The organism is Halorubellus sp. JP-L1 (genome assembly GCF_011440375.1).
Lineage (GTDB): Archaea > Halobacteriota > Halobacteria > Halobacteriales > Natrialbaceae > Halorubellus.
In genome coordinates, this window is sequence record NZ_JAAOIR010000001.1 from 1,445,641 (window position 1) to 1,463,544 (window position 17,904).

Annotated in this window: 20 protein-coding genes; 8 read left to right on the forward strand and 12 right to left on the reverse strand. The window is 69.7% G+C overall.

The genetic code is table 11. The features are described 5' to 3' along the window. Positions 1–13 precede the first annotated feature (13 nt). The gene (locus G9C85_RS07285) at positions 14–586 is read right to left on the reverse strand and encodes an N-acetyltransferase (protein WP_166038380.1); all 573 of its coding nucleotides are present in this window, start codon (positions 584–586) and stop codon (positions 14–16) included. A 108-nt stretch (positions 587–694) separates the two neighbouring features. On the opposite strand from G9C85_RS07285, the gene G9C85_RS07290 reads away from it, so the two are divergent. From G9C85_RS07290 to G9C85_RS07305, 4 genes are all read left to right on the forward strand, one after another. After that, complete coding sequence (locus G9C85_RS07290; protein WP_166038382.1) at positions 695–2,404, forward strand: CTP synthase; 1,710 nt, start codon at positions 695–697, stop codon at positions 2,402–2,404. Continuing rightward, positions 2,404–3,321: a glutamine-hydrolyzing GMP synthase gene (gene guaA, locus G9C85_RS07295; protein ID WP_166038384.1), complete on the forward strand. Its 918-nt coding sequence runs from the start codon at positions 2,404–2,406 to the stop codon at positions 3,319–3,321. The genes G9C85_RS07290 and guaA overlap by 1 nt, the downstream gene beginning before the upstream one ends. A 120-nt stretch (positions 3,322–3,441) precedes the next feature. Beyond that, positions 3,442–3,762, forward strand: a complete 321-nt coding sequence (locus G9C85_RS07300) for a CTP synthetase (RefSeq protein WP_166038386.1) — start codon at positions 3,442–3,444, stop codon at positions 3,760–3,762. A 106-nt stretch (positions 3,763–3,868) separates the two neighbouring features. After that, the gene (locus G9C85_RS07305; RefSeq protein ID WP_166038388.1) at positions 3,869–4,609 is read left to right on the forward strand and encodes an FkbM family methyltransferase; all 741 of its coding nucleotides are present in this window, start codon (positions 3,869–3,871) and stop codon (positions 4,607–4,609) included. 19 nt (positions 4,610–4,628) lie between these two features. Here the strand turns inward: G9C85_RS07305 and G9C85_RS07310 are convergent, their stop codons facing one another. After that, a complete protein-coding gene (locus G9C85_RS07310) occupies positions 4,629–5,600 on the reverse strand; it encodes a hypothetical protein (protein ID WP_166038390.1) in 972 nt (323 codons plus the stop codon). A gap of 382 nt (positions 5,601–5,982) precedes the next feature. Next, positions 5,983–6,660, reverse strand: coding sequence for a molybdenum cofactor biosynthesis protein B (locus G9C85_RS07315; protein ID WP_166038392.1), 678 nt, complete (start codon positions 6,658–6,660; stop codon positions 5,983–5,985). Positions 6,661–6,805: 145 nt separating this feature from the next. Here G9C85_RS07315 and G9C85_RS07320 point away from each other — a divergent pair, with 145 nt between their 5' ends. Both G9C85_RS07320 and G9C85_RS07325 read left to right on the forward strand, forming a co-directional pair. Continuing rightward, positions 6,806–7,855: a zinc-binding dehydrogenase gene (locus G9C85_RS07320; RefSeq protein ID WP_166038394.1), complete on the forward strand. Its 1,050-nt coding sequence runs from the start codon at positions 6,806–6,808 to the stop codon at positions 7,853–7,855. After that, complete coding sequence (locus G9C85_RS07325) at positions 7,845–8,186, forward strand: hypothetical protein (protein WP_205254335.1); 342 nt, start codon at positions 7,845–7,847, stop codon at positions 8,184–8,186. Before G9C85_RS07320 ends, G9C85_RS07325 begins: the two co-directional genes overlap by 11 nt. 152 nt (positions 8,187–8,338) lie before the next feature. On the opposite strand, the gene G9C85_RS07330 is transcribed toward G9C85_RS07325, so the two are convergent. Beyond that, positions 8,339–8,662 (reverse strand): hypothetical protein, encoded by a 324-nt coding sequence (locus G9C85_RS07330; protein WP_166038396.1) that lies wholly within the window; start codon positions 8,660–8,662, stop codon positions 8,339–8,341. A gap of 216 nt (positions 8,663–8,878) precedes the next feature. Next, complete coding sequence (gene idi / locus G9C85_RS07335; protein ID WP_166038398.1) at positions 8,879–9,463, reverse strand: isopentenyl-diphosphate Delta-isomerase; 585 nt, start codon at positions 9,461–9,463, stop codon at positions 8,879–8,881. A gap of 668 nt (positions 9,464–10,131) precedes the next feature. On the opposite strand from idi, the gene G9C85_RS07340 reads away from it, so the two are divergent. Further along, positions 10,132–10,497 (forward strand): hypothetical protein, encoded by a 366-nt coding sequence (locus tag G9C85_RS07340; protein WP_166038400.1) that lies wholly within the window; start codon positions 10,132–10,134, stop codon positions 10,495–10,497. A 111-nt stretch (positions 10,498–10,608) separates the two neighbouring features. Here the strand turns inward: G9C85_RS07340 and G9C85_RS07345 are convergent, their stop codons facing one another. Then, positions 10,609–11,022, reverse strand: coding sequence for an Lrp/AsnC family transcriptional regulator (locus G9C85_RS07345; RefSeq protein WP_166038402.1), 414 nt, complete (start codon positions 11,020–11,022; stop codon positions 10,609–10,611). A gap of 105 nt (positions 11,023–11,127) precedes the next feature. On the opposite strand from G9C85_RS07345, the gene carA reads away from it, so the two are divergent. Next, positions 11,128–12,192, forward strand: coding sequence for a glutamine-hydrolyzing carbamoyl-phosphate synthase small subunit (gene carA, locus G9C85_RS07350; protein ID WP_166038404.1), 1,065 nt, complete (start codon positions 11,128–11,130; stop codon positions 12,190–12,192). 78 nt (positions 12,193–12,270) lie between these two features. Here the strand turns inward: carA and G9C85_RS07355 are convergent, their stop codons facing one another. The 6 genes from G9C85_RS07355 to G9C85_RS07380 all read right to left on the reverse strand — a co-directional run bounded on the left by G9C85_RS07355 (position 12,271) and on the right by G9C85_RS07380 (position 17,758). Further along, positions 12,271–13,011, reverse strand: coding sequence for an NAD(P)H-binding protein (locus G9C85_RS07355; RefSeq protein ID WP_166038406.1), 741 nt, complete (start codon positions 13,009–13,011; stop codon positions 12,271–12,273). Between the two features lie 72 nt (positions 13,012–13,083). Next, positions 13,084–13,374, reverse strand: coding sequence for a hypothetical protein (locus G9C85_RS07360; protein ID WP_166038408.1), 291 nt, complete (start codon positions 13,372–13,374; stop codon positions 13,084–13,086). Positions 13,375–13,819: 445 nt separating this feature from the next. Then, complete coding sequence (locus G9C85_RS07365; protein WP_166038410.1) at positions 13,820–14,491, reverse strand: plastocyanin/azurin family copper-binding protein; 672 nt, start codon at positions 14,489–14,491, stop codon at positions 13,820–13,822. Then, positions 14,488–15,162 carry a hypothetical protein gene (locus G9C85_RS07370; RefSeq protein ID WP_166038412.1) on the reverse strand — a complete coding sequence of 225 codons (675 nt, stop codon included), beginning with the start codon at positions 15,160–15,162 and terminating at the stop codon, positions 14,488–14,490. The genes G9C85_RS07365 and G9C85_RS07370 overlap by 4 nt, the downstream gene beginning before the upstream one ends. After that, the gene (locus G9C85_RS19335) at positions 15,159–16,193 is read right to left on the reverse strand and encodes a 2Fe-2S iron-sulfur cluster-binding protein (protein WP_240148784.1); all 1,035 of its coding nucleotides are present in this window, start codon (positions 16,191–16,193) and stop codon (positions 15,159–15,161) included. The genes G9C85_RS07370 and G9C85_RS19335 overlap by 4 nt, the downstream gene beginning before the upstream one ends. Then, the gene (locus G9C85_RS07380; RefSeq protein WP_166038414.1) at positions 16,190–17,758 is read right to left on the reverse strand and encodes a methyl-accepting chemotaxis protein; all 1,569 of its coding nucleotides are present in this window, start codon (positions 17,756–17,758) and stop codon (positions 16,190–16,192) included. Before G9C85_RS07380 ends, G9C85_RS19335 begins: the two co-directional genes overlap by 4 nt. Positions 17,759–17,904: the final 146 nt, after the last annotated feature.

Sequence of the window (17,904 nt, forward strand, 5' to 3'; positions counted from 1 at the left end):
GTCGCTTCGACGCTCAGAGCGACTTTCGCCGCTTGTGCATGAACGTCTCGTAGCCGCGCACCTCGTAGAGGCCGTTCGCGGCGTCGTTGCGCGCGTGCACGTGTAGTTCCACGCGCTCGCGGCCGTGCTCTCGACCCCACGATTCGACCGTATCGAGGAGGTCGGTTGCGAGTCCGTCGCCGCGGTACTCGGGGCGCACGTACAGTTCCAGGACGGTCACGGGGTCGCCGCGCGCGAACACCGGCGGGGAGTCGCCGAGTTCCGCGTACGCGTACCCCGCGAACCGCGCGGAGTCGTCGAGCGTGCCCGCGGCGACCGCGGCCGCGTCACCGATCGTCGGGTCCGCGAGCGCGTCGGCTCGCACCGGCGGTCGTCGCTCGTCGTCGCCGGGGACCGCGACCCCGGTGTGCGTGTCGTCGCTCGCGTGACGGTCGCGGCGGTACGCGACGTTCGCGTCGCGGACCGCGTCGAGGTCCGCGGCGAGCGCGTCGTGCGCGTCGAGCTCCTGCATCTCCAGCCCGAAGGGGAGCCAGCAGTCGTCGTGGAGCGCGGCGACCTCGCCGTCGCGGAGTGGACGAACGTCCATGTTCGAGGCGACGTACGCCCGGTTCGTAGTCGTTTCTCCACCGTGGGACGGTCCGGCAGGGTGCGCGCGCTCCGAAATGGTTTTGGGTCGTCCTCGCGGACACTCGGTATGCCGAAGGAGTCCGAAACCGAGTACGATCCGACGCTCGGGAACAAGTTCATTTTCGTGACAGGCGGGGTGATGTCCGGGCTCGGGAAGGGGATCACCGCCGCGAGCACCGGCCGCCTCCTGAAGAACGCCGGGTTCGACGTGACCGCCGTGAAGGTAGACCCCTACCTGAACGTCGACGCGGGCACCATGAACCCCTACCAGCACGGCGAAGTGTACGTCCTCAAGGACGGTGGCGAGGTCGACCTCGACCTCGGGAACTACGAGCGCTTCCTCGACGAGGACATGACGTTCGACCACAACGTCACGACGGGGAAGACGTACAAGCACGTCATCGAGAAGGAGCGCGCGGGCGACTACCTCGGGAAGACCGTGCAGGTCATCCCGCACATCACTGACGACATCAAGCGCCGCATCCGCGAGGCTGCCGAAGGCACCGACGTCTGCCTCGTCGAGATCGGCGGGACCGTCGGCGACATCGAGGGGATGCCGTACCTCGAGGCCTTGCGGCAGTTCGCGCACGAGGAGGACGAGGAGGACTTCCTCCTCACCCACGTCACGCTCGTGCCGTACTCGAAGAACGGCGAGCAGAAGACGAAGCCGACCCAGCACTCCGTGAAGGAACTCCGGTCCATCGGACTCCAGCCGGACATCCTCGTCGGGCGCTGCGAGGACAAGCTCGACGCGAACACGAAGGAGAAGATCGCGCTGTTCTGCGACGTCCCGACCGAGGCCGTGTTCTCGAATCCGGACGTCGAGGACATCTACCACGTCCCCCTGATGGTCGAGGAGGAGGGCCTCGACGAGTACGTCATGCAGGAACTGGACCTGCTCGGGCAGGCGCTCCCCGTTCCCGAGCGCGACAACACGTGGCGGGAACTCGTCACGCGCGAGCGCGAGGGTAGCGTGGACGTCGCGCTCGTCGGGAAGTACGACCTCGAGGACGCGTACATGAGCGTGAACGAGGCGCTCAAGCACGCCGGCCTGCACGCGGGCGTCGACGTGAACGTGCAGTGGGTGGACTCCGACGAGATGGTCGACGGCGACGACGACGGTGCGAACCGCGAGCGTCTCGAGTCCTGCGACGGCGTCGTCGTCCCCGGCGGCTTCGGCTCTCGGGGCACCGAGGGGAAGATCGAAGCGATTCGGCACGCCCGCGAGAACGACGTCCCGTTCCTCGGACTCTGTCTCGGCTTCCAGATGGCGGTCGTCGAGCACGCCCGGAACGTCATGGACTACCCCAACGCGCACTCCGCGGAGATGGACCCGGACACGCCAGATCCCGTCATCGACATCCTCCCCGAGCAGTACGAGGTCGAGGACATGGGCGGCACGATGCGTCTGGGCGCACACCAGACTGACATCTCGCCGGGGACGCTCGCCGCGGACGTCTACGACGCGAACGTCTGCACGGAACGCCACCGGCACCGCTACGAGGTCAACCCCGAGTACTTCGAGGACTTCGAGGAGACGCCGCTGGTGTTCTCGGGCCGTGCGGGCAACCGCATGGAGATCCTCGAACACGAGGCCCACCCGTACTTCTTCGGGACGCAGTTCCACCCAGAGTTCCGGTCGCGGCCCGGACGGCCGAGTCCGCCGTTCGTCGCGCTCCTCGATGCAGTGATGGAGCGCGCGGGCGTCGACGGCGCGGACAACGGCGACGAGGCCGACCGTGCGGACGCCGCGGACCGAGAGGAGGTGGAGGTCTGATGGTGGACGTCGACTCCTTCATCGACGAGAAGATCGAGGAGATCGCCGACGAAGTCGGCGACGCGAACGCCGTCATCGCCCTATCGGGTGGCGTGGACTCCTCGACCGCGGCCGCGCTCGCGTACGAGGCGATCGGCGACCAGCTCACGCCCGTCTACGTCGACACCGGGTTGATGCGCGAGGGCGAGACCGACCAAATACGCGAGGTCTTCGACTACATGGACTCGCTCCGCATCGTCGACGCGAAGGAGCGGTTCCTCGACGAGCTTGCCGGCGTCACCGATCCCGAGGCGAAGCGGCACGTCATCGGCGAGCAGTTCATCCGCGAGTTCGAGACGGTCGCGACCGAGGTGGACGCGGACTACCTCGTCCAGGGCACCATCTACCCGGACCGCATCGAGAGCGAGGGCACCATCAAGTCCCACCACAACGTCGGCGGGCTCCCCGACGTCGTGGACTTCGAGGGCATCGTCGAACCGATGCGGGACCTCTACAAGGACGAGGTGCGGGAGGTCGCGCGCGAACTCGACCTCGAGGAGATCATCGCCGAACGCATGCCGTTCCCCGGCCCCGGACTCGCCGTCCGCATCATCGGCGAAGTGACCGAGGAGAAGCTCGACGTCGCCCGCATGGCGAACCACGTCGTCGAGGACGAGCTCGAGGAGTACGAGCCCTGGCAGGCGCTCGCTGCGGTGATCGGGAAGGCCACGGGCGTGAAGGGCGACAACCGCGTGCACGGCTGGGTCGTCAGCGTACGCTCCGTCGAATCGAGGGATGGAATGACCGCTCGCGCTCAGGAGATCGACTGGGAGACCCTCCAGCGCATCCAGTCCCGCATCACGGGCGGCCACGACAACGTCGCGCGCGTCGTCTACGACGTCACGCACAAGCCGCCTGCGACCATCGAGTACGAGTAGCGCCGTCGACGCCGCTCGCCGCCTCGACGCTCGTCGCTTGCCACGTCGTGTCACGTGAGGCGGCGGCAGGGGCGCGTCGACAGGAAAGGCACAAACCGGTACGGCCCCAACGTGGTCGCAATGAAGGCGATTTTCGCGGGCGTCGACGAACACGAGCTAGTTGGCGAACTGGAGGCCGTCGGGTACGAGGTGAGCGTGGTCGCCGACGTCGCGAACCGGCCCGCGCTCGAGGAGGCAGGCGTCCACGACGCGGACCTGTTCGTCCTCACGGACGTCGGCCAGGCGACGTCGATCCCGGTCGCGAAAGACCTGAACGAGGACGTGCGCGTCGTCTGCTACACGGACGACTCGCTCCCGGAGTTCGTCAGCGGCCAGGAGGTACTCTCCGTCGACCCCGCGCTGCTGGACTCCGCGACCGTCGCCGAGGAACTCGCGGCCTGACGGCTACGCGACCGCAGTGGCTCTCTGGGGCGGCATCGCGTCGCAGTCGCACGTATCGAGTCTCGAAACGCGCGCCGAGTCGGCTCTCGAGCGCGAACGCGGCTTGATGACCGAGTGCGCCCAGGTTACGGGCATGCTCGGGAGCGTCACCAGCCGCGTCGGGTCGGCGACCGACGACGGCGACACCGACCGCGTCGACCAGCCCGGTACCGTCCAGTCAGTCTACAACCGCTTCCTGCGACCGCACTTGCCGTACAAGCTCAGCACGCACAACGGCGTCACGGCGCGCGGCGCGAAGCTGTTCGACTTCACGGACCGGTTCCCGGAGTACGAGGCCGCGATCATCGACTCGCTCCGCGAGCGCGTCCGGACCGGCGACGACGTCGTCGTCGTCGGCGGCGGGTTCGGCGTGTCCTCCGTCGTCGCCGCGAACCACGTCGGCGAGACGGGGTCGGTGACGACCTACGAGGGCGGCGCGGACCAGTACGGCCTCGTCCGCGAGGCCCTGGAGTTGAACGGCGTGACCGACCGCGTCGACGTGGAGCACGCCATCGTCGGGTCGGCGGTGTCGCTGTACACGCCGCCGGGGGACGCGCGCGTCGTCGACGCCACCGAACTCCCGGCGTGCGACGTCCTCGAGATGGACTGCGAGGGTGCGGAACTGGACGTCCTCCGGAACCTCGAGATCGAGCCGCGCGTCGTCGTCGTCGAGACCCACGCGAACTTCGGGTCGCCGGAGGGCGACGTCCGCGAAGAACTGGATCGCCTCGGCTACGAGGTCGTCGACCGCGAGGCGGAGATCGCAGAGGACGGGATCTTCGTGCTGACGGCGGTCCGCGACGAGTAGGCCGCGACCCCGAGGCAGTTCACCGCTCGACGACGGTGCCGCCGGCGCCGACGGCGACCGCGGATTCGTCGCCGAGTCGCACGACCGCCTTCAGGTTCTCGCCGGTCGGCGTCGCGTCCTGGCGCCACTCGCTGTTCTCGCGGTCGTAGACCCGACCGCCGCCGCCGACGACGTACCCGGCGTCGTTGCCCGCGACTTCGACGTCGCGCAGGCCGGCGTCGCCGGTGTCGCTCCGCACCCACTCCGAGCCGTCCCAGTGGTAGACGGTCCCGCCGCCGCCGCTCACCCAGACGTCGTCGAAGTCGTCCGAGTCGACGCCGTAGAAGTCGTGGTTCGCGTCCGCGACGCCGAGGCGATCCCACGTCGCGCCGTCGCGCGTGTAGAGGACGGTCTGGTTCCCGTCGACGACGTGCCCGCTCGTGTCGTCGTGGAAGTCGACGGCGTTGATCGCGGACCCGCTCGCGGGCGTGGCGTACTCCCAGGTCTGGGGCTCGCCGTTCTCGAAGCTATAGTACAGCTTCCCGCTGTCGCCGGCGACGTACACGTTCGCCTCGCCCGCAGCACCGGTGACGGAGACGTCGTTGAAGTTGTTCGTGACGTCCATCGGCGCGGAGCGATCGCGGAGGGTTCCGGTCTCGACGTCGAGTTCGCCGATGGCGCCGGACGCGCCGACGAACCACAACCGGTCGCCGTCGTCGGTCACGTCCGCGCCGTACAGCGAGTTCCCGTTCCCGGTGGGGCCACCGTCGAGCACCGTCACGTACCCCTTCGGCGTGCGCTCGAGGACGACCCCGCCCGCACCGACGGCGTACACGCCGGCGGCCGTCTCCTCGACGTCGTAGAGCGCGTTCCCGGTCGGGGACTCCCGCATCGTCCAACCGGAATCGTCCGCGACCGAAGCGACGACGGCGCCGCTGCCGGCGAGCGTCGTGGCCGCGGCCGCGCCGAGCGCCTTCAGAGCGGTGCGTCGCGAAGTGGAGGGATTCGTCATTCGAGTTCACCCGGTCGACCGTGAGGGATCGGGGACGGATTAAATCTCGAGACGGGTGACGTGAATTTACGACGTTTCGTTCGTTTAACGGTCGCCTCCCGTGACGGTTCAGACCGTTCACGGTCGTTCATCCCGGTAAAACGACGTGGAGGGTGTCGATGATTCATGTAGCTCTCCCTCCTCGAAAAAACTGGAGGCGACGAGCCTCCCTCCCCTCCCTCCCGCGGTCGCTCCCCCGCGACCGCATCCGTCAGAGGCACGCCGCCCCCGCTACGGGCACGCCCTCCGACTCACTCCCCCCTCATTTCTACACGACCGACTCCCACTCGTTCCACGCGACCGACGCCCTCTCTTTCGACGCCATCGGCGAGCCAGGAGCTCGTCAGTCGCTCGCGTCCACGTCCTCGTTCCCGTCCTCGGCGAGTCCGACGAGGTGTCCGACGACGGGCTCCAGGAGGTCCATCCCGGTCCGGACAGCCGACTCGCTCCCCGGGAGGCAGACGACGACTGTCCCGTCGGCCACACCCGCCAGCGCGCGCGAGACGATACCCATCGCGCCGATCTCGGCGACCGACCGACGCCGGAACTCCTCGCCGAACCCCGGCAGTCGCTTCCCGAGCACGGGGTCGACCGCCTCCGGCGTCACGTCGTCGTCAGTCACGCCCGTCCCGCCGGTCGTCACGATGACGTCCACGTCCCTGCGGTTAACGAGCCGCGCGACCGTCCCCTGGACGCCGTCGAACTCGTCGCGGATCAGCTCGCGCGTCACGACCGCGTGCCCGGCGTCCGTCAGAGCGTCCGCGATCAAGTCGCCGCTCGGGTCGTCGTCGAGCGACCGCGTCGACGACACCGTGACGACCGCCGCCCGAACGACGGCTGCGTCGCCAGCGTGATGCGCGTCGTCGCCCGCCTGCTGGCCGTCCTCGACCGGGCGACGCTCGTCGTCCCCACCGCCGCCGGCCGGGTGGTCGTGGCCGCGTTCGCTGTCGGGGACGCGCTCGGACGCGTGCTCGCCGTCGCCGCCCGCCTGACCGTGGTCGTGCCCGTCACCGTCCGTCATGTGGGTCGCATTCGGGGGCAGCGACGTAAGCCCACCGACGACCCATCCCGGGCGACGGCGACGACCCGATCGCCGTTGGTGACCGACCTCCCAGCGCGCGCTACCGGTCGGAACGTTCTTTGACCGACCGGGCGACGGCCCGAGCATGAAGGCGGTCCAGTTCGGCAAGCACGGCGGACGCGACGTCATCGAGTACGACGAGTTCCCCGACCCCGAGGTCGGCCCCGAGGACGTCCTCGTGGACGTGAAGGCAGGTGCACTCAACCACCTGGACGTGTGGACGCGCAAGGGATTGGGCGCGACGGGTCGACTCGACCTCGAGATGCCGCACGTCCCCGGGAGCGACATGGCGGGCGTCGTCGACGCGGTCGGCGACGACGTCACGCGCTTCGCGCCCGGCGACCGCGTCGCGCTGCTCTCGGGCGTCTCCTGCGGGACGTGCGAGTTCTGCCGGCGCGGCGAGCCGACGCTGTGCGTGGACTACCACGTCATCGGCGAGCACGTCCAGGGCGTGCACGCCGAGCAGGCCGCGGTCCACGAGGACCAGCTCGCGCCCGTCCCCGAGGGCGTGGACTGGGCGACGGCGGCGGCGGCACCGCTCGTGTTCCAGACCGCGTGGCGGATGCTCCTGGAACGCGGCGAGCTGGAGTCCGGCGAGTCCGTGCTCGTCCTCGGCGCGTCCGGCGGCGTCGGGCACGCCGCGGTCCAGATCGCCGCGGACGCGGGCGCGACGGTGTACGCGACGGCGTCGACCGAGGAGAAGATGCAGCACGCGCGCGAGTGCGGCGCCGACTTCGTGGTGAACTACGAGGACGAGGACTTCGCGGACGCGATTCGCGAGCAGACCGGCGACCGCGGCGTCGACGTCGTCGTCGACCACGTCGGTGCGGCGACGTGGTACAGCTCGCTGAAGAGCCTCGCGCGCGGCGGTCGCCTCCTGACGTGTGGCGCGACCACGGGGCCGCGACCGGAGACGCATATCGGCCGCATCTTCTGGAATCAACTGGACGTTCGCGGGTCGACGATGGCGAGCCACGGCAGCGCCGAACGCGCGCTCGAGAAGGTCTGGGACGGCACGTTCGAGCCGCGAATCCGCGCGGAACTGCCGATGAGCGAGACCGCGCGAGCGCACGAACGCCTGGAGAACCGTGAGGGCTTTGGCAAGGTGGTCGTAATTCCAGATAGTGAGCGCTGACGACGACGGGTACGTCCACCGACCGGGCGCGGCCCGCGACACCGACGCCGACGGTGACGACGCCACCGGCCCCGCCGACGACCCGGGTACGGGAACGACCGATTCGGTGGACGATGACGTCCAGGGCGCGCATCCCGACGCGGTGGACCGGGGCTTCGACGGTCGCGGCTGGGTGCTGATCGGCGTGCTCGCGTTCTCGCTCCTGGGCGCGCCGCTGCTCATCCTCTGGCGGCCGCCGGTGTTGCCGTACTGGGTGGCGCTCCTGGCGCTCCCGATGCTGCCCGCGATACTGCTGGGGGCGGTCGGCGTCTGGGCGACGACGCGCCCGTAGCCGGCCGACGATACGCTTGGTGGCGACCGACTCCTCGCCGTTCTCGGCGGTCGAGTAATCCGCCAGCGATGGCTCGCGGCGAACGTGGAACGGGTAGGGGTAGAGGGGGGGTCGTCGTCCGGGACGACGATGGCGAGGGCTCGCGCCTCGGGCTAGCAGAGGGCTGCTGGGGGGCCGTCGAACTCGCTGTCGATCCGGTCGACGACGGCGACCGAGAGCGCGACGTCGGCCTCGGGCGTCGCGTCGCGGTCGGCGTACTCGACGAGCGCGCACCGCAGTCGCCACGCCTCGAACGCTGTGAACCGGTTCTCGCCGGCTTCGAGTTTCTCGGCGACCTCCAGGGCCCACCAGGGTTGTGCGTCCGCGTCCTCGTCGAGGAGGTGCGCGAGCACGACGTGATGGACGACCCAGGCTTCGGCTCGCGAGAGCTCGAGGCGGTTCGTCGGCGTCCGGTCCGGTGCTGGTTCGGTCGACACGATCGATCACGAGGCGCGAGGCCTCGCCCGGCAGTACGCGGTCGCCGGATATAAACATTGGCGTGTGTTAACAAGTGACGTACAGACGAGAGCGGTCGACCGGGGACGAACTCGCCACCACGGAGAACCGACCGTTCGCAACCGGTCAGTCGATTCCGACGCCGCCGTTCGGTGCCGGAGCGCCGATACCGCCACCGGTCGTACTCGGGCGGCAGTTCACTCCACGTCGCGACGCATCGCGATCTCGAACCACGGGCAGAGCCGGAGCTGACGGTAGAACTCCGGCTGCTCGTGGAGGCGCTCGTAGGGCACCCACATGAGGCCGCCGACCTCCTCGGGGTTCGGGTCGAGGTCGGTGTCGTGCAGCGTCGCCTGCAGGACCGCGCAGACCTCGTGCTCGACGCCCGCGTTCTCGAAGTACCGCTTGTACTCGAAGCGGTCCGTGACGCGCAAGTCGTCGTACTGGTCCGGCGTGACCCCGAGCTCGTCGTCGAGACGCTGTCGGGTCGCCTCCTCCTGCGTCTCGCCTTCGCGCGGGTGCGACGCGACGGTGCCGTCCCACCACGTCCCCCACAGGCGCTTGTCGGGCGCGCGCTGGGCGAGCAGGATGCGGTCGTCCTGGTCGAACAGGAGCGCCGTGAACGCGCGATGCCGGATGCCGTCGCCGGTGTGCGCGTCCAGGCGGTTCACGAGGCCCTCCGGGTCGTCGTTCGCGTCGACCGCGATGACGTCCTGCGAGGCGTTCTCGTGCTCGAGGTTCGCGCCAGCGTCTGCGTCCGCGGGCGAATCGGGTGCGCTCATACCCGAACCGAACGCAAACCGAATTGAAACCACCTTCGACTCGCACCCGATACCAATTCGCTGGCGAGTTCGCCACGAAAGACCGTATCGAGAACGCACCTCACGCACCGAGAACAACTGGACCACCCACAAAACCACCCACAGCATCGCCGCACCCCACCACCGCCACGACCCAGAACCACCACCACACGCACTCGCTCGCTCATACACACCGACCGACCACACCGCGAACACCCAGAAAGCCCCGGCTCGACTGCACCGCAACCGCGACCGCACCGCGCCCTGCCCTCCCCCTGCTCGCAGCACGCGCGCAGTTCCGCGCGCGCTGCTCGCGGCCCGGGTGAAGTGACGAGTCGAGCGTGCGAGCGCCGGTTGGCGCGCGCTGTCGCAGTCGCGCGAGTGAAGGCGAGCGCGGCTGCGTCGATACCGTGCGAGGTTCCCGCGAGTGAAACGAGCGGGAGTCGGCTGGGGAGGACGAGGCTGCGGTGTGGACGCGGTGCTGCTGCGGTGGGATGGGACTGAACGGGGCCGGCCTGGGGCGTTCTCCGAGGTCTCACCACGAACTTCCGAGAAGAGAGCCACGGAACCGACTGCCCGCGGCTAGTAGCCGTCAGACGCGACTGAGAGAGACGGACAAAGCACTTGATGTCTCGATTTGAGTTCCGAATATGCAACGTCGGCATTTCCTTGCGCTCTCCGGAACGGTTTCGCTTGCAGGCTGTACGGGAATGCCACAGGACGCCGTCGTGAAAGCGGACCAGCAGTCCGCGACTGCCGGGACCATCGACATTGCATTCCGCGACTTACCTGGGCCAGAGCAACGAATCGTCGAGATCGCCGTCGAAGAGGAGTTCTATCATGCCTGTCCGGAACTCCCTGAGGCCGTTCGCTCCCTCGCCAACCGCATCGAGAGCGAACGACCGTACCTCGAATATCACGGTGAGTCATACGGACTATGGATTAGTATCACGGACCAAGTCTATGCGATGACTGCTTCTCCCCCCGAGAACTCTCCTAGCTGCGGGATATTTTGAACCGGCGGATGCACACCCTGTCTCTCCCGTGATTCGTGGGACGTGGAGTGACACGTGCTCGGTGGAATCGTTCGGGCGTGCGCCACGTTGCGGTTCGACGTCGGAGTCGAGTCACCCGAGGCGTTCGTCGAGGATGAGTCGGGTCTTGGTCGCGTCGACGTCCTCGAGTTCGCGCGCTTGCGTGATGAGTTCGTTCACGCCCTGGGTGTCGGCGGCGTCGACGACGAGGACGATGTCTTCCTCGCCGGAGACCATCCAGACGAAGTCGACCTCGTCCCAGTCCGCCATGCGGTCGGCGACCTCGCCCGTGGCGACGTCCACCGCGACGCCGACCTCGATCATCGCTTTGACGTTCCCCGTGCGCGTGGAGACGGTGAAGCGCTCGATGACGTCCTCCTCGGTCATGCGTTCGACGCGGTTGCGGACCGTGCCCTCGCTGGTGCCGACCTCCTCGGCGATCTCGGTGTACGGCGTTCGTGCGTCTCGACGGAGGACGTTGAGGATGCGGCGGTCGAGTTCGTCCATGGAGATGCGGTAGTACACCGTCCCCCACCTAAACGATTGCGAAATTCGTAACGATGCTACGAAAGCAACGCTTATGGGGCCGGCCGCGATACGTATCTCGTAACGATGGACGCCTACGTAGCCATCGAGGGTGGACACGTGATCGAAGCACGTGGCCGCGCTCCAGGAACGACGAACGGCGAACTGGTCTTCACGACAGCGTACACGGGATACGAGGAGAGCCTCACCGACCCGTCCTACGAGGAACAGATCCTCACGTTCGCGTACCCCCTCATCGGGAACTACGGCGTCCGAGAAGAGCGCTTCGAGTCCGACCGCGTCCACCCGAACGCGGCGGTCGCTCGCGAACTCACCGACGACGTCGCCGAGTGGCTGACCGCCGAGGGCGTCCCCGCCGTCGACCAGATCGACACGCGCGACCTCGTCACGGACGTCCGCGAAGACGGCGCGATGGCGTGTGGGATCGCCGTCGGCGACGACGTCACGCCCGAGGACGCCCTCGCCGAACTCGAGGACTGCACCGCGATGAGCGACCACGAGGACATCGGCGCGCAGGTCTCCGTCGACGAACTCGAGGTCACGACGGGCGACGCCGACGGCGCGACCGTCGCGCTGCTGGACTGCGGCGCGAAGCAGTCCATCGTCGAGTCCCTGAACGAGCGCGGCGCGACCGTGCACCGCCTCCCCTACGACGCGACGCCCGAGGACGTCGACGCCGTCGACCCCGACGTCCTGTTCGTGTCGAACGGCCCCGGCGACCCCGCGAACTTCGACGCCGCCGTCGACGTCGTCGACGCGTTCGTCGGCGACGTCCCCGTCGCCGGCATCTGCCTCGGCCAGCAGATCGTCGCTCGCGCGCTCGGCGGCACCACCGAGAAGATGGCGTTCGGGCACCGCGGCGTGAACCAGCCCGTGCAGGACGTCGACTCCGGGAAGGTCGTCATGACCACGCAGAACCACGGCTACACGGTCGCCGACGCCCCCGAAGCCCTCGACGTCTCCCAGATCAACGTGAACGACGGCACCGCCGAGGGCCTCGACAGCGACGACCTGGACGTCATCACGCGCCAGTACCACCCCGAAGCCAACCCCGGCCCGCACGACTCCATGGACTTCTTCGACGACGTGCTCGGGATGGCGTCGGCGAAGCGAACGGTCCTCGCGGACTAGCGGCGGACGTAGGCGTCCACTCCTCCGAACGCTCGACCGGACAGCGACGGCGTCGCTCACGTCCGGGCGACCCGCGAGTTACCCCTGCGATGGAATCGAGTACCCGGAGCGGCGGGCGACGAGCCCCGTCTCGGGGCCGGCCCACGCGAAGGAGACGCTGTCCGTCGTGGTGGCGGCGCGCGCGCTCGCCACTTCGAACGTGCGATTGCGGGCTTCGGGCGTGGTGAGGGCGGCGGCCATCAGCCACGCGAGGTCTCGGCGGGGGATGCGGCCGCTGACGACGTCCGTGCCCTCGGTCGTGACGACGTCGCGCGTGCGGGCGCCGTCGGTGACGGTTCCCGTCCGGAGGATGGTGTGGGGGACGCCGCGTTCTCTGAGCGAGCGCTCCGTCGCGTCGAGCGCGCGAAGGAGGCGGTGGTTGTAGAGTCTGATCGGGAGGACCATTCCACGAGTGGAGTCGCCGACGCCGATCGTCGAGTGCAGGACGACGTACGGTCGGTCGGCGTCGTCGGTGGCGTCGAGGAGGTTCTGGAGGCCACTGCCGGCGTCGAGCGAGCCGACGACGCGGCCGAGTGCGCCGTCGGTGACGGTACAGCAGATGGCGTCGACGTCGGCGACGGCGGCGGCGAGTCCCTCGTCGTTCGCGAGGTCGGCGACGACCACGTCGTCGGCCCCGTCGCTGCGCGCACCGGACTCCGCGCCGGGCGAACTCACGAGCGCGCGGACGGTGTACTCGGTGTCCGCGAGGTACGACAGGAGCGCGGTCCCGACCGGCGTTGCGGCGTCTGCAACCAGGACGCGATACGATTCGTGTGGCACGTTCACATAGTACGCACTGGGGGAGGTAAAACGTTCCGTGCGACCACCGCCGGACCGGTCCCGGTGACGTCCCTACCCGTTGCGTCGGCCCCCGGTCCCACGGCCGTCCACCCCGTCGTCGTCCCCGACTTCCGTCGGCGGATGGACGAACAGCACGTCGACGATCGCGATCACGCACGCGAGTGCGGCGGGCGCGAGCAGCGACTCGGGCGAGTACCCACTGAGGAACGCACCGACCACCGACGAACAGAGCAGCACGGGAATCGCACCGAGGACCACGTCGTACCTCGACGGCCGCAGGCCACGGCCTCGTTCGCTCGCGATCGATTCGACACCCCGCTGGTCGGCGCGTGCTTGGCTCATGGTACGCTCTACCGACACGTACGAGCGGTTCGATTGTAAAAATTTCGCCGAAAACCGCCACCGAACCGTCACCGAACCGCCATCGAACGAACGAGAACTACCGGCCGAGGATCTCCCTAAGCGAGAAAAATAATATCTATACGTTATCCACCGCGTCGCGACGCTGGCACGGTAGTCGCGGACCGCGGACCGGGCAAGCGGCGACCCCGGCCCCCCAGCTCGACACCTCGAACGCGTCGTCAACGACCGGTCCGTCGCCAGGGGCCGGTTCGCCGCCAGGGGCCGGTTCGCCGCTATCACCCGGTTCGTCGTCATCGACCGGTCCGTCGATAGCGTCCGATTCCCGCCATCTCTCCCTCGACCCCGTGATACGTCCGAGCAGGGAGCGACCGCGCGAGAAAGCGCGGCCGAACTACGGAGTCGGCCGCGTGCATTCGACGCCAGGTCAGCGAACCGTGAACGAGCCCTCCATGCCGAGGCTCTGGTGGGGCGCGCAGTAGCACTCGTAGTCTCCGGCGGCCTCGAACGTGTGCGCGAGCAGGTACCCCTCGGCGTACGTGTCCGAGGCGCTCCCGGGCGTGCCCGTCCAATCGGAACCCTCGGGTTTCTCGCGAACGCGGACGTTGTGCCCGGTGTCCGTCCACTGCCAGTGGACGGTATCGCCGGCGTCGATCGCGAACGTCTCCGGCTCGAACCGGAACCCGTCTGGCGCGACTTCGACGACCTGGTCGGGCTCTCGCTCCTCGGGCGGCGTCGTCTCCGTCGCCGTCTCCGCGCTCCCACCATCGGTCGTGGTTCTGTCGCCATCACTCGTGGTCGCACCGTCGTCTGTGTCCGTGGTCGTCTCACCGCCGGTGCCGTCGTCCGCCGTCGTGGCTGCAGCGTCGTCTCCGTCAGTCGAGCCGTCGATCGCTGGCGACGTGGCCGTGTCCGTCGACGTTCCGGCGTCGGGGCGATCGGGACCCCACGGGTTCGAGAGGCAACCAGCGGACGCGAGCACGAGTGACAGCGCCCCGCCCGCGCCCGCGAGGAGGCAGCGGCGACTGTGGACACCGTCGCTACCGCGACCGATGTCGCGGTCGCCGTCCGCGTCGAGGGCAGCGTCTCGGTCGGTCATGCGTGGTCCTCCTCGCGGTCGTCGTCCGTTGGCGCGTTTCCGAGGTCGCGGAACTCGTAGGACGACCCGCTCGCGTCCGGACTGGTTCCGGTCGCGCGGTCGCCCGTGCGGGCGTCCACGAGCAACGGGACGGCGTGGACGACGCCGGTCGCCGCGAACGCCCAGTCCGGGACCGTGGAGGGAAAGAGAACGGCCGCGAGGACGACAAGTCCCGCCGCGAACGCGGCGACGAGGTACGCTGCGCGGGCGCGGTGCGCCGCGACAACGCCCGTGAGCGCGAACCCGATCGCGAGGACGACCGGCCACGGCGCCCACAGGAGCGTCCGGCCGAGTTCGGGCCCGACGAGTCCCGCCAGGGCGACGGCGTCGAGGGAGAGCGCGCCCGCGACGAGGACGCCCCACGCCCACAGGAGCGGACTGTACCGGACGTCGCGCTGGCCGGCGAGAACGCCGAGCGCGACCATCGCGACGCTCGCGAGCGCCCAGTACCCGACGACCACGACGGCGCCGTCGACGCCGACCGTCGAGAGCGCGAACCCGGGGGTCGAAGCCAGGAACTGCGTGAGCGCCCACCCGAGCGCGCCCAGGACCGCGCCGACGACGAGGACGGCGTCGATACCGACGCCCTCCTGCATCTCCGCGTCGGTCTGGGCCGCGGCCGTGTCCATCATCGCCCGTCACCCCCGGCGGTCGCGGACCCGCTCGGACCGTCGGCGGCGTAGTCGTACTCGCCCGCGTACTCCGCCGCCGTCACCACGATCTGGTCCGGGCGGTCCGACGCAACCACCTCGTCCGCATCGACACGATCCGCGGCGTCCACCGCACCGTCGACGTGCTGTCCCCAGTAGCCGTCGTGCTTGCCGACGGTGACGTCGCCCTGGACGTGCGTCTGGCAAGCGAGCCGGAGCCCGCTCGCCGCCTCGTGGGGCGGGAGACTGAGTCGGCGCCGCTCCCGGTCTCCCATCTCGTCGACGTCGCCGTCGCAGGACACCGCGCACGTCCCGCAGAGGCCGTTCCCGCCGCAGTTCGCGACCTGCGTCACGTCGTTGTGCGGCGAGTGCCCCTCGGCGGCGAGCAGGACCGCCCGCAGCTGGTCGCCGACCTCGCACGTCACCGACGTGTCGCCGAACGTCACCGTCGGCGTCCGCCGGAACGCGGGGCTCTCCCCGTCGTACAGGAGATCGACGCTCGTCGTCAGCCAGCAGCCCGCGTACTTGCCCGCGGTCTGGCGCGCGAGCGCGAACTCGTACGTTCGGTCACCGTCGGGATGTCGTGCGAGCACCGCCTGCGTGAACCGGTCGCCGTCGCGCTCGGCCGCGCCGCGCTCGATCGCGTCCGCGCCGACGAGCCGGTCGTACATCGGGCCGAGCAGCGTCGCCGCGAACCCCTCGAGCGAGCCGTGCGCCTGGCGGAACGACGGCGCGGCGAAGTCGAAGAGCGTCCGCACGACCGCCGGCACCGTCCCCGCGTCACGGGCCGCCCGTGCGTCCACCGTCGCCGCCTCGATTGCGTCCAGCTGCACGCGGAGCGCCGCCGCCGGCTCGAACGCCGGCGACGGACCGACCGCGGACTCGCTCCCGTCGACGGCCGCATCCGCTCCCGCCTCGGCCGCGGCGTCCGCGGACGAATCGCCGTCGCCGTCCCTCGCCGACCGCGCGTCGGCCCCGAACACGAACTCGGCGTCCTCCTCGGGCTCGGTCATCGCGAGGCCTCCACGGCCGACTCCGAGCCCTCCGGCGACCGCACCGTGAACTGCTCGAGCGCCCGCTCGAGCTGGCTCGCCCCGTCAGCGAGCCAGTCCACGCGCTCCTCGATGCGCTCGATGACCGCCTCCTGCTCGCGCGCCGTCGCCGCCACGGCCGCCGCCTCCGTCGCCGTCTCCGCACCGATCTCGCGGACCGACGTCACGCTCGACCGCGCCGCCACCGCCCGCTCGGTCTGCGCGTCCGTCGCGTCGTCGATGCGCGCCGCGTCCTCCGCCGTCTCCGCGACCACCGACTCGACGTCCTCGAACGACGACAGCGCAGCCCCGATGGTGTCAGCGCCCCGCTCGAGCGCCGTCTCCGTGCGCTCGATCTCCGCCAGCGCCGCCTCCGTGTCCGCCGCGACCGACGCGAGGCCGTCCTCGATGGCGGCCGCCGCCGCCTCCGTGTCGTTCGACAGCGACCGGATCTGGTCGCCGAGGTGGGTCATGCTGCCGTCGTCGTTCGTTTTCTTCGCCTCCAGCGCCGTGTTCATCGCGAGGTGCTCGGTCTGCTCGGTCAACCCGCGGACCTGGTCCGCGAGCGCCTCCACCTCCGCGACCGTCGCCGCGAGCGACTCGATCTCGGCGACCGACGCCGCCATCCGGTCCTCGATCGTCTCCAGCTCGTCGAGCGCGTCCGTCGCCGCGGTCGCGCCCTGGCTCGACGTCGACGCCGCCCGCTCTGACTTCTCGGCGACCGCGCCCGCCGAGCGCGCGACCGTCCGCACGTCCTCGAGGAGCTGCGCCATCGCGTCGGCGGTCTCCTCCAGCTCCGCGTGCTGTGCCTCGACGCCCTCGCTGATGGACGCCGTCGCCGCCGTCACCGCCGCCGTTCCCTCCTTCGCCCGGCCCGCGTTCTCGTCGGCCGTCTGCGCGGCACCCGCGACGGACTGCGAGAACTCGCGAACCTCCGCGACCATCGTCTCCATCCGGTCCATCGTCTCGTTGAACGACGTCGCGAGCGCGTCGAACTGCGGGACGCCCGTCTCCTCGTCCATCCGTCCCGTCAGGTCGCCGCGCCGGACCGTCGAGAGCGTCCGCGTCTGCGCGGTCGCCGTCGACGCCAGGTCGCGATTCAGGGACTCGACGGTCGCTACCTGCTCGCCGAGTTGCTCGCGTAACTCCGCGACGCTCCAGGATAGCTGGCCGACCTCGTCGCGCCGCGTCGGCTCGAACGAGCCGTCGTACCGACCGCGCTCGACAGCGCGACGCGTCTCCCGGTCGAGGTCGCGCAGCCCCGTGACGACCGACCGCTCGACGAGCGCGAACGCCACGACGATGCCAACGGCGAGCGTCGCGAACGCGAGGACGCCCCCGCGATAGATCGCTCGTGCCTGCTCGTAGGTCGCGTCGAGCGCGACCGTCGCCTGCCAGACCGCCACGGCGACGACGACGAACGACACGCCGACCGCGGCGACGGCCGCGGTCGCGAACTTCCCCGTGAGCGACGCCCGCGGGTCCGCCCCCCTACGGACGCGCTGGCGGAGCGCCCCCACGCCTGCTCGAAGAACCCCTGTTACCATACCCGACCCAGGGAAGACCACTTGAAGGAGATTTTGCCGAATCTCTCCCAAATTCGTGCCAACTACCCGCGGATTCTCGACTGCGAACGGGCAGGGGCGATGACGGGGGCGGTTCCCCGAGGCGCCCCGGCGAGGACGCGCCCGAC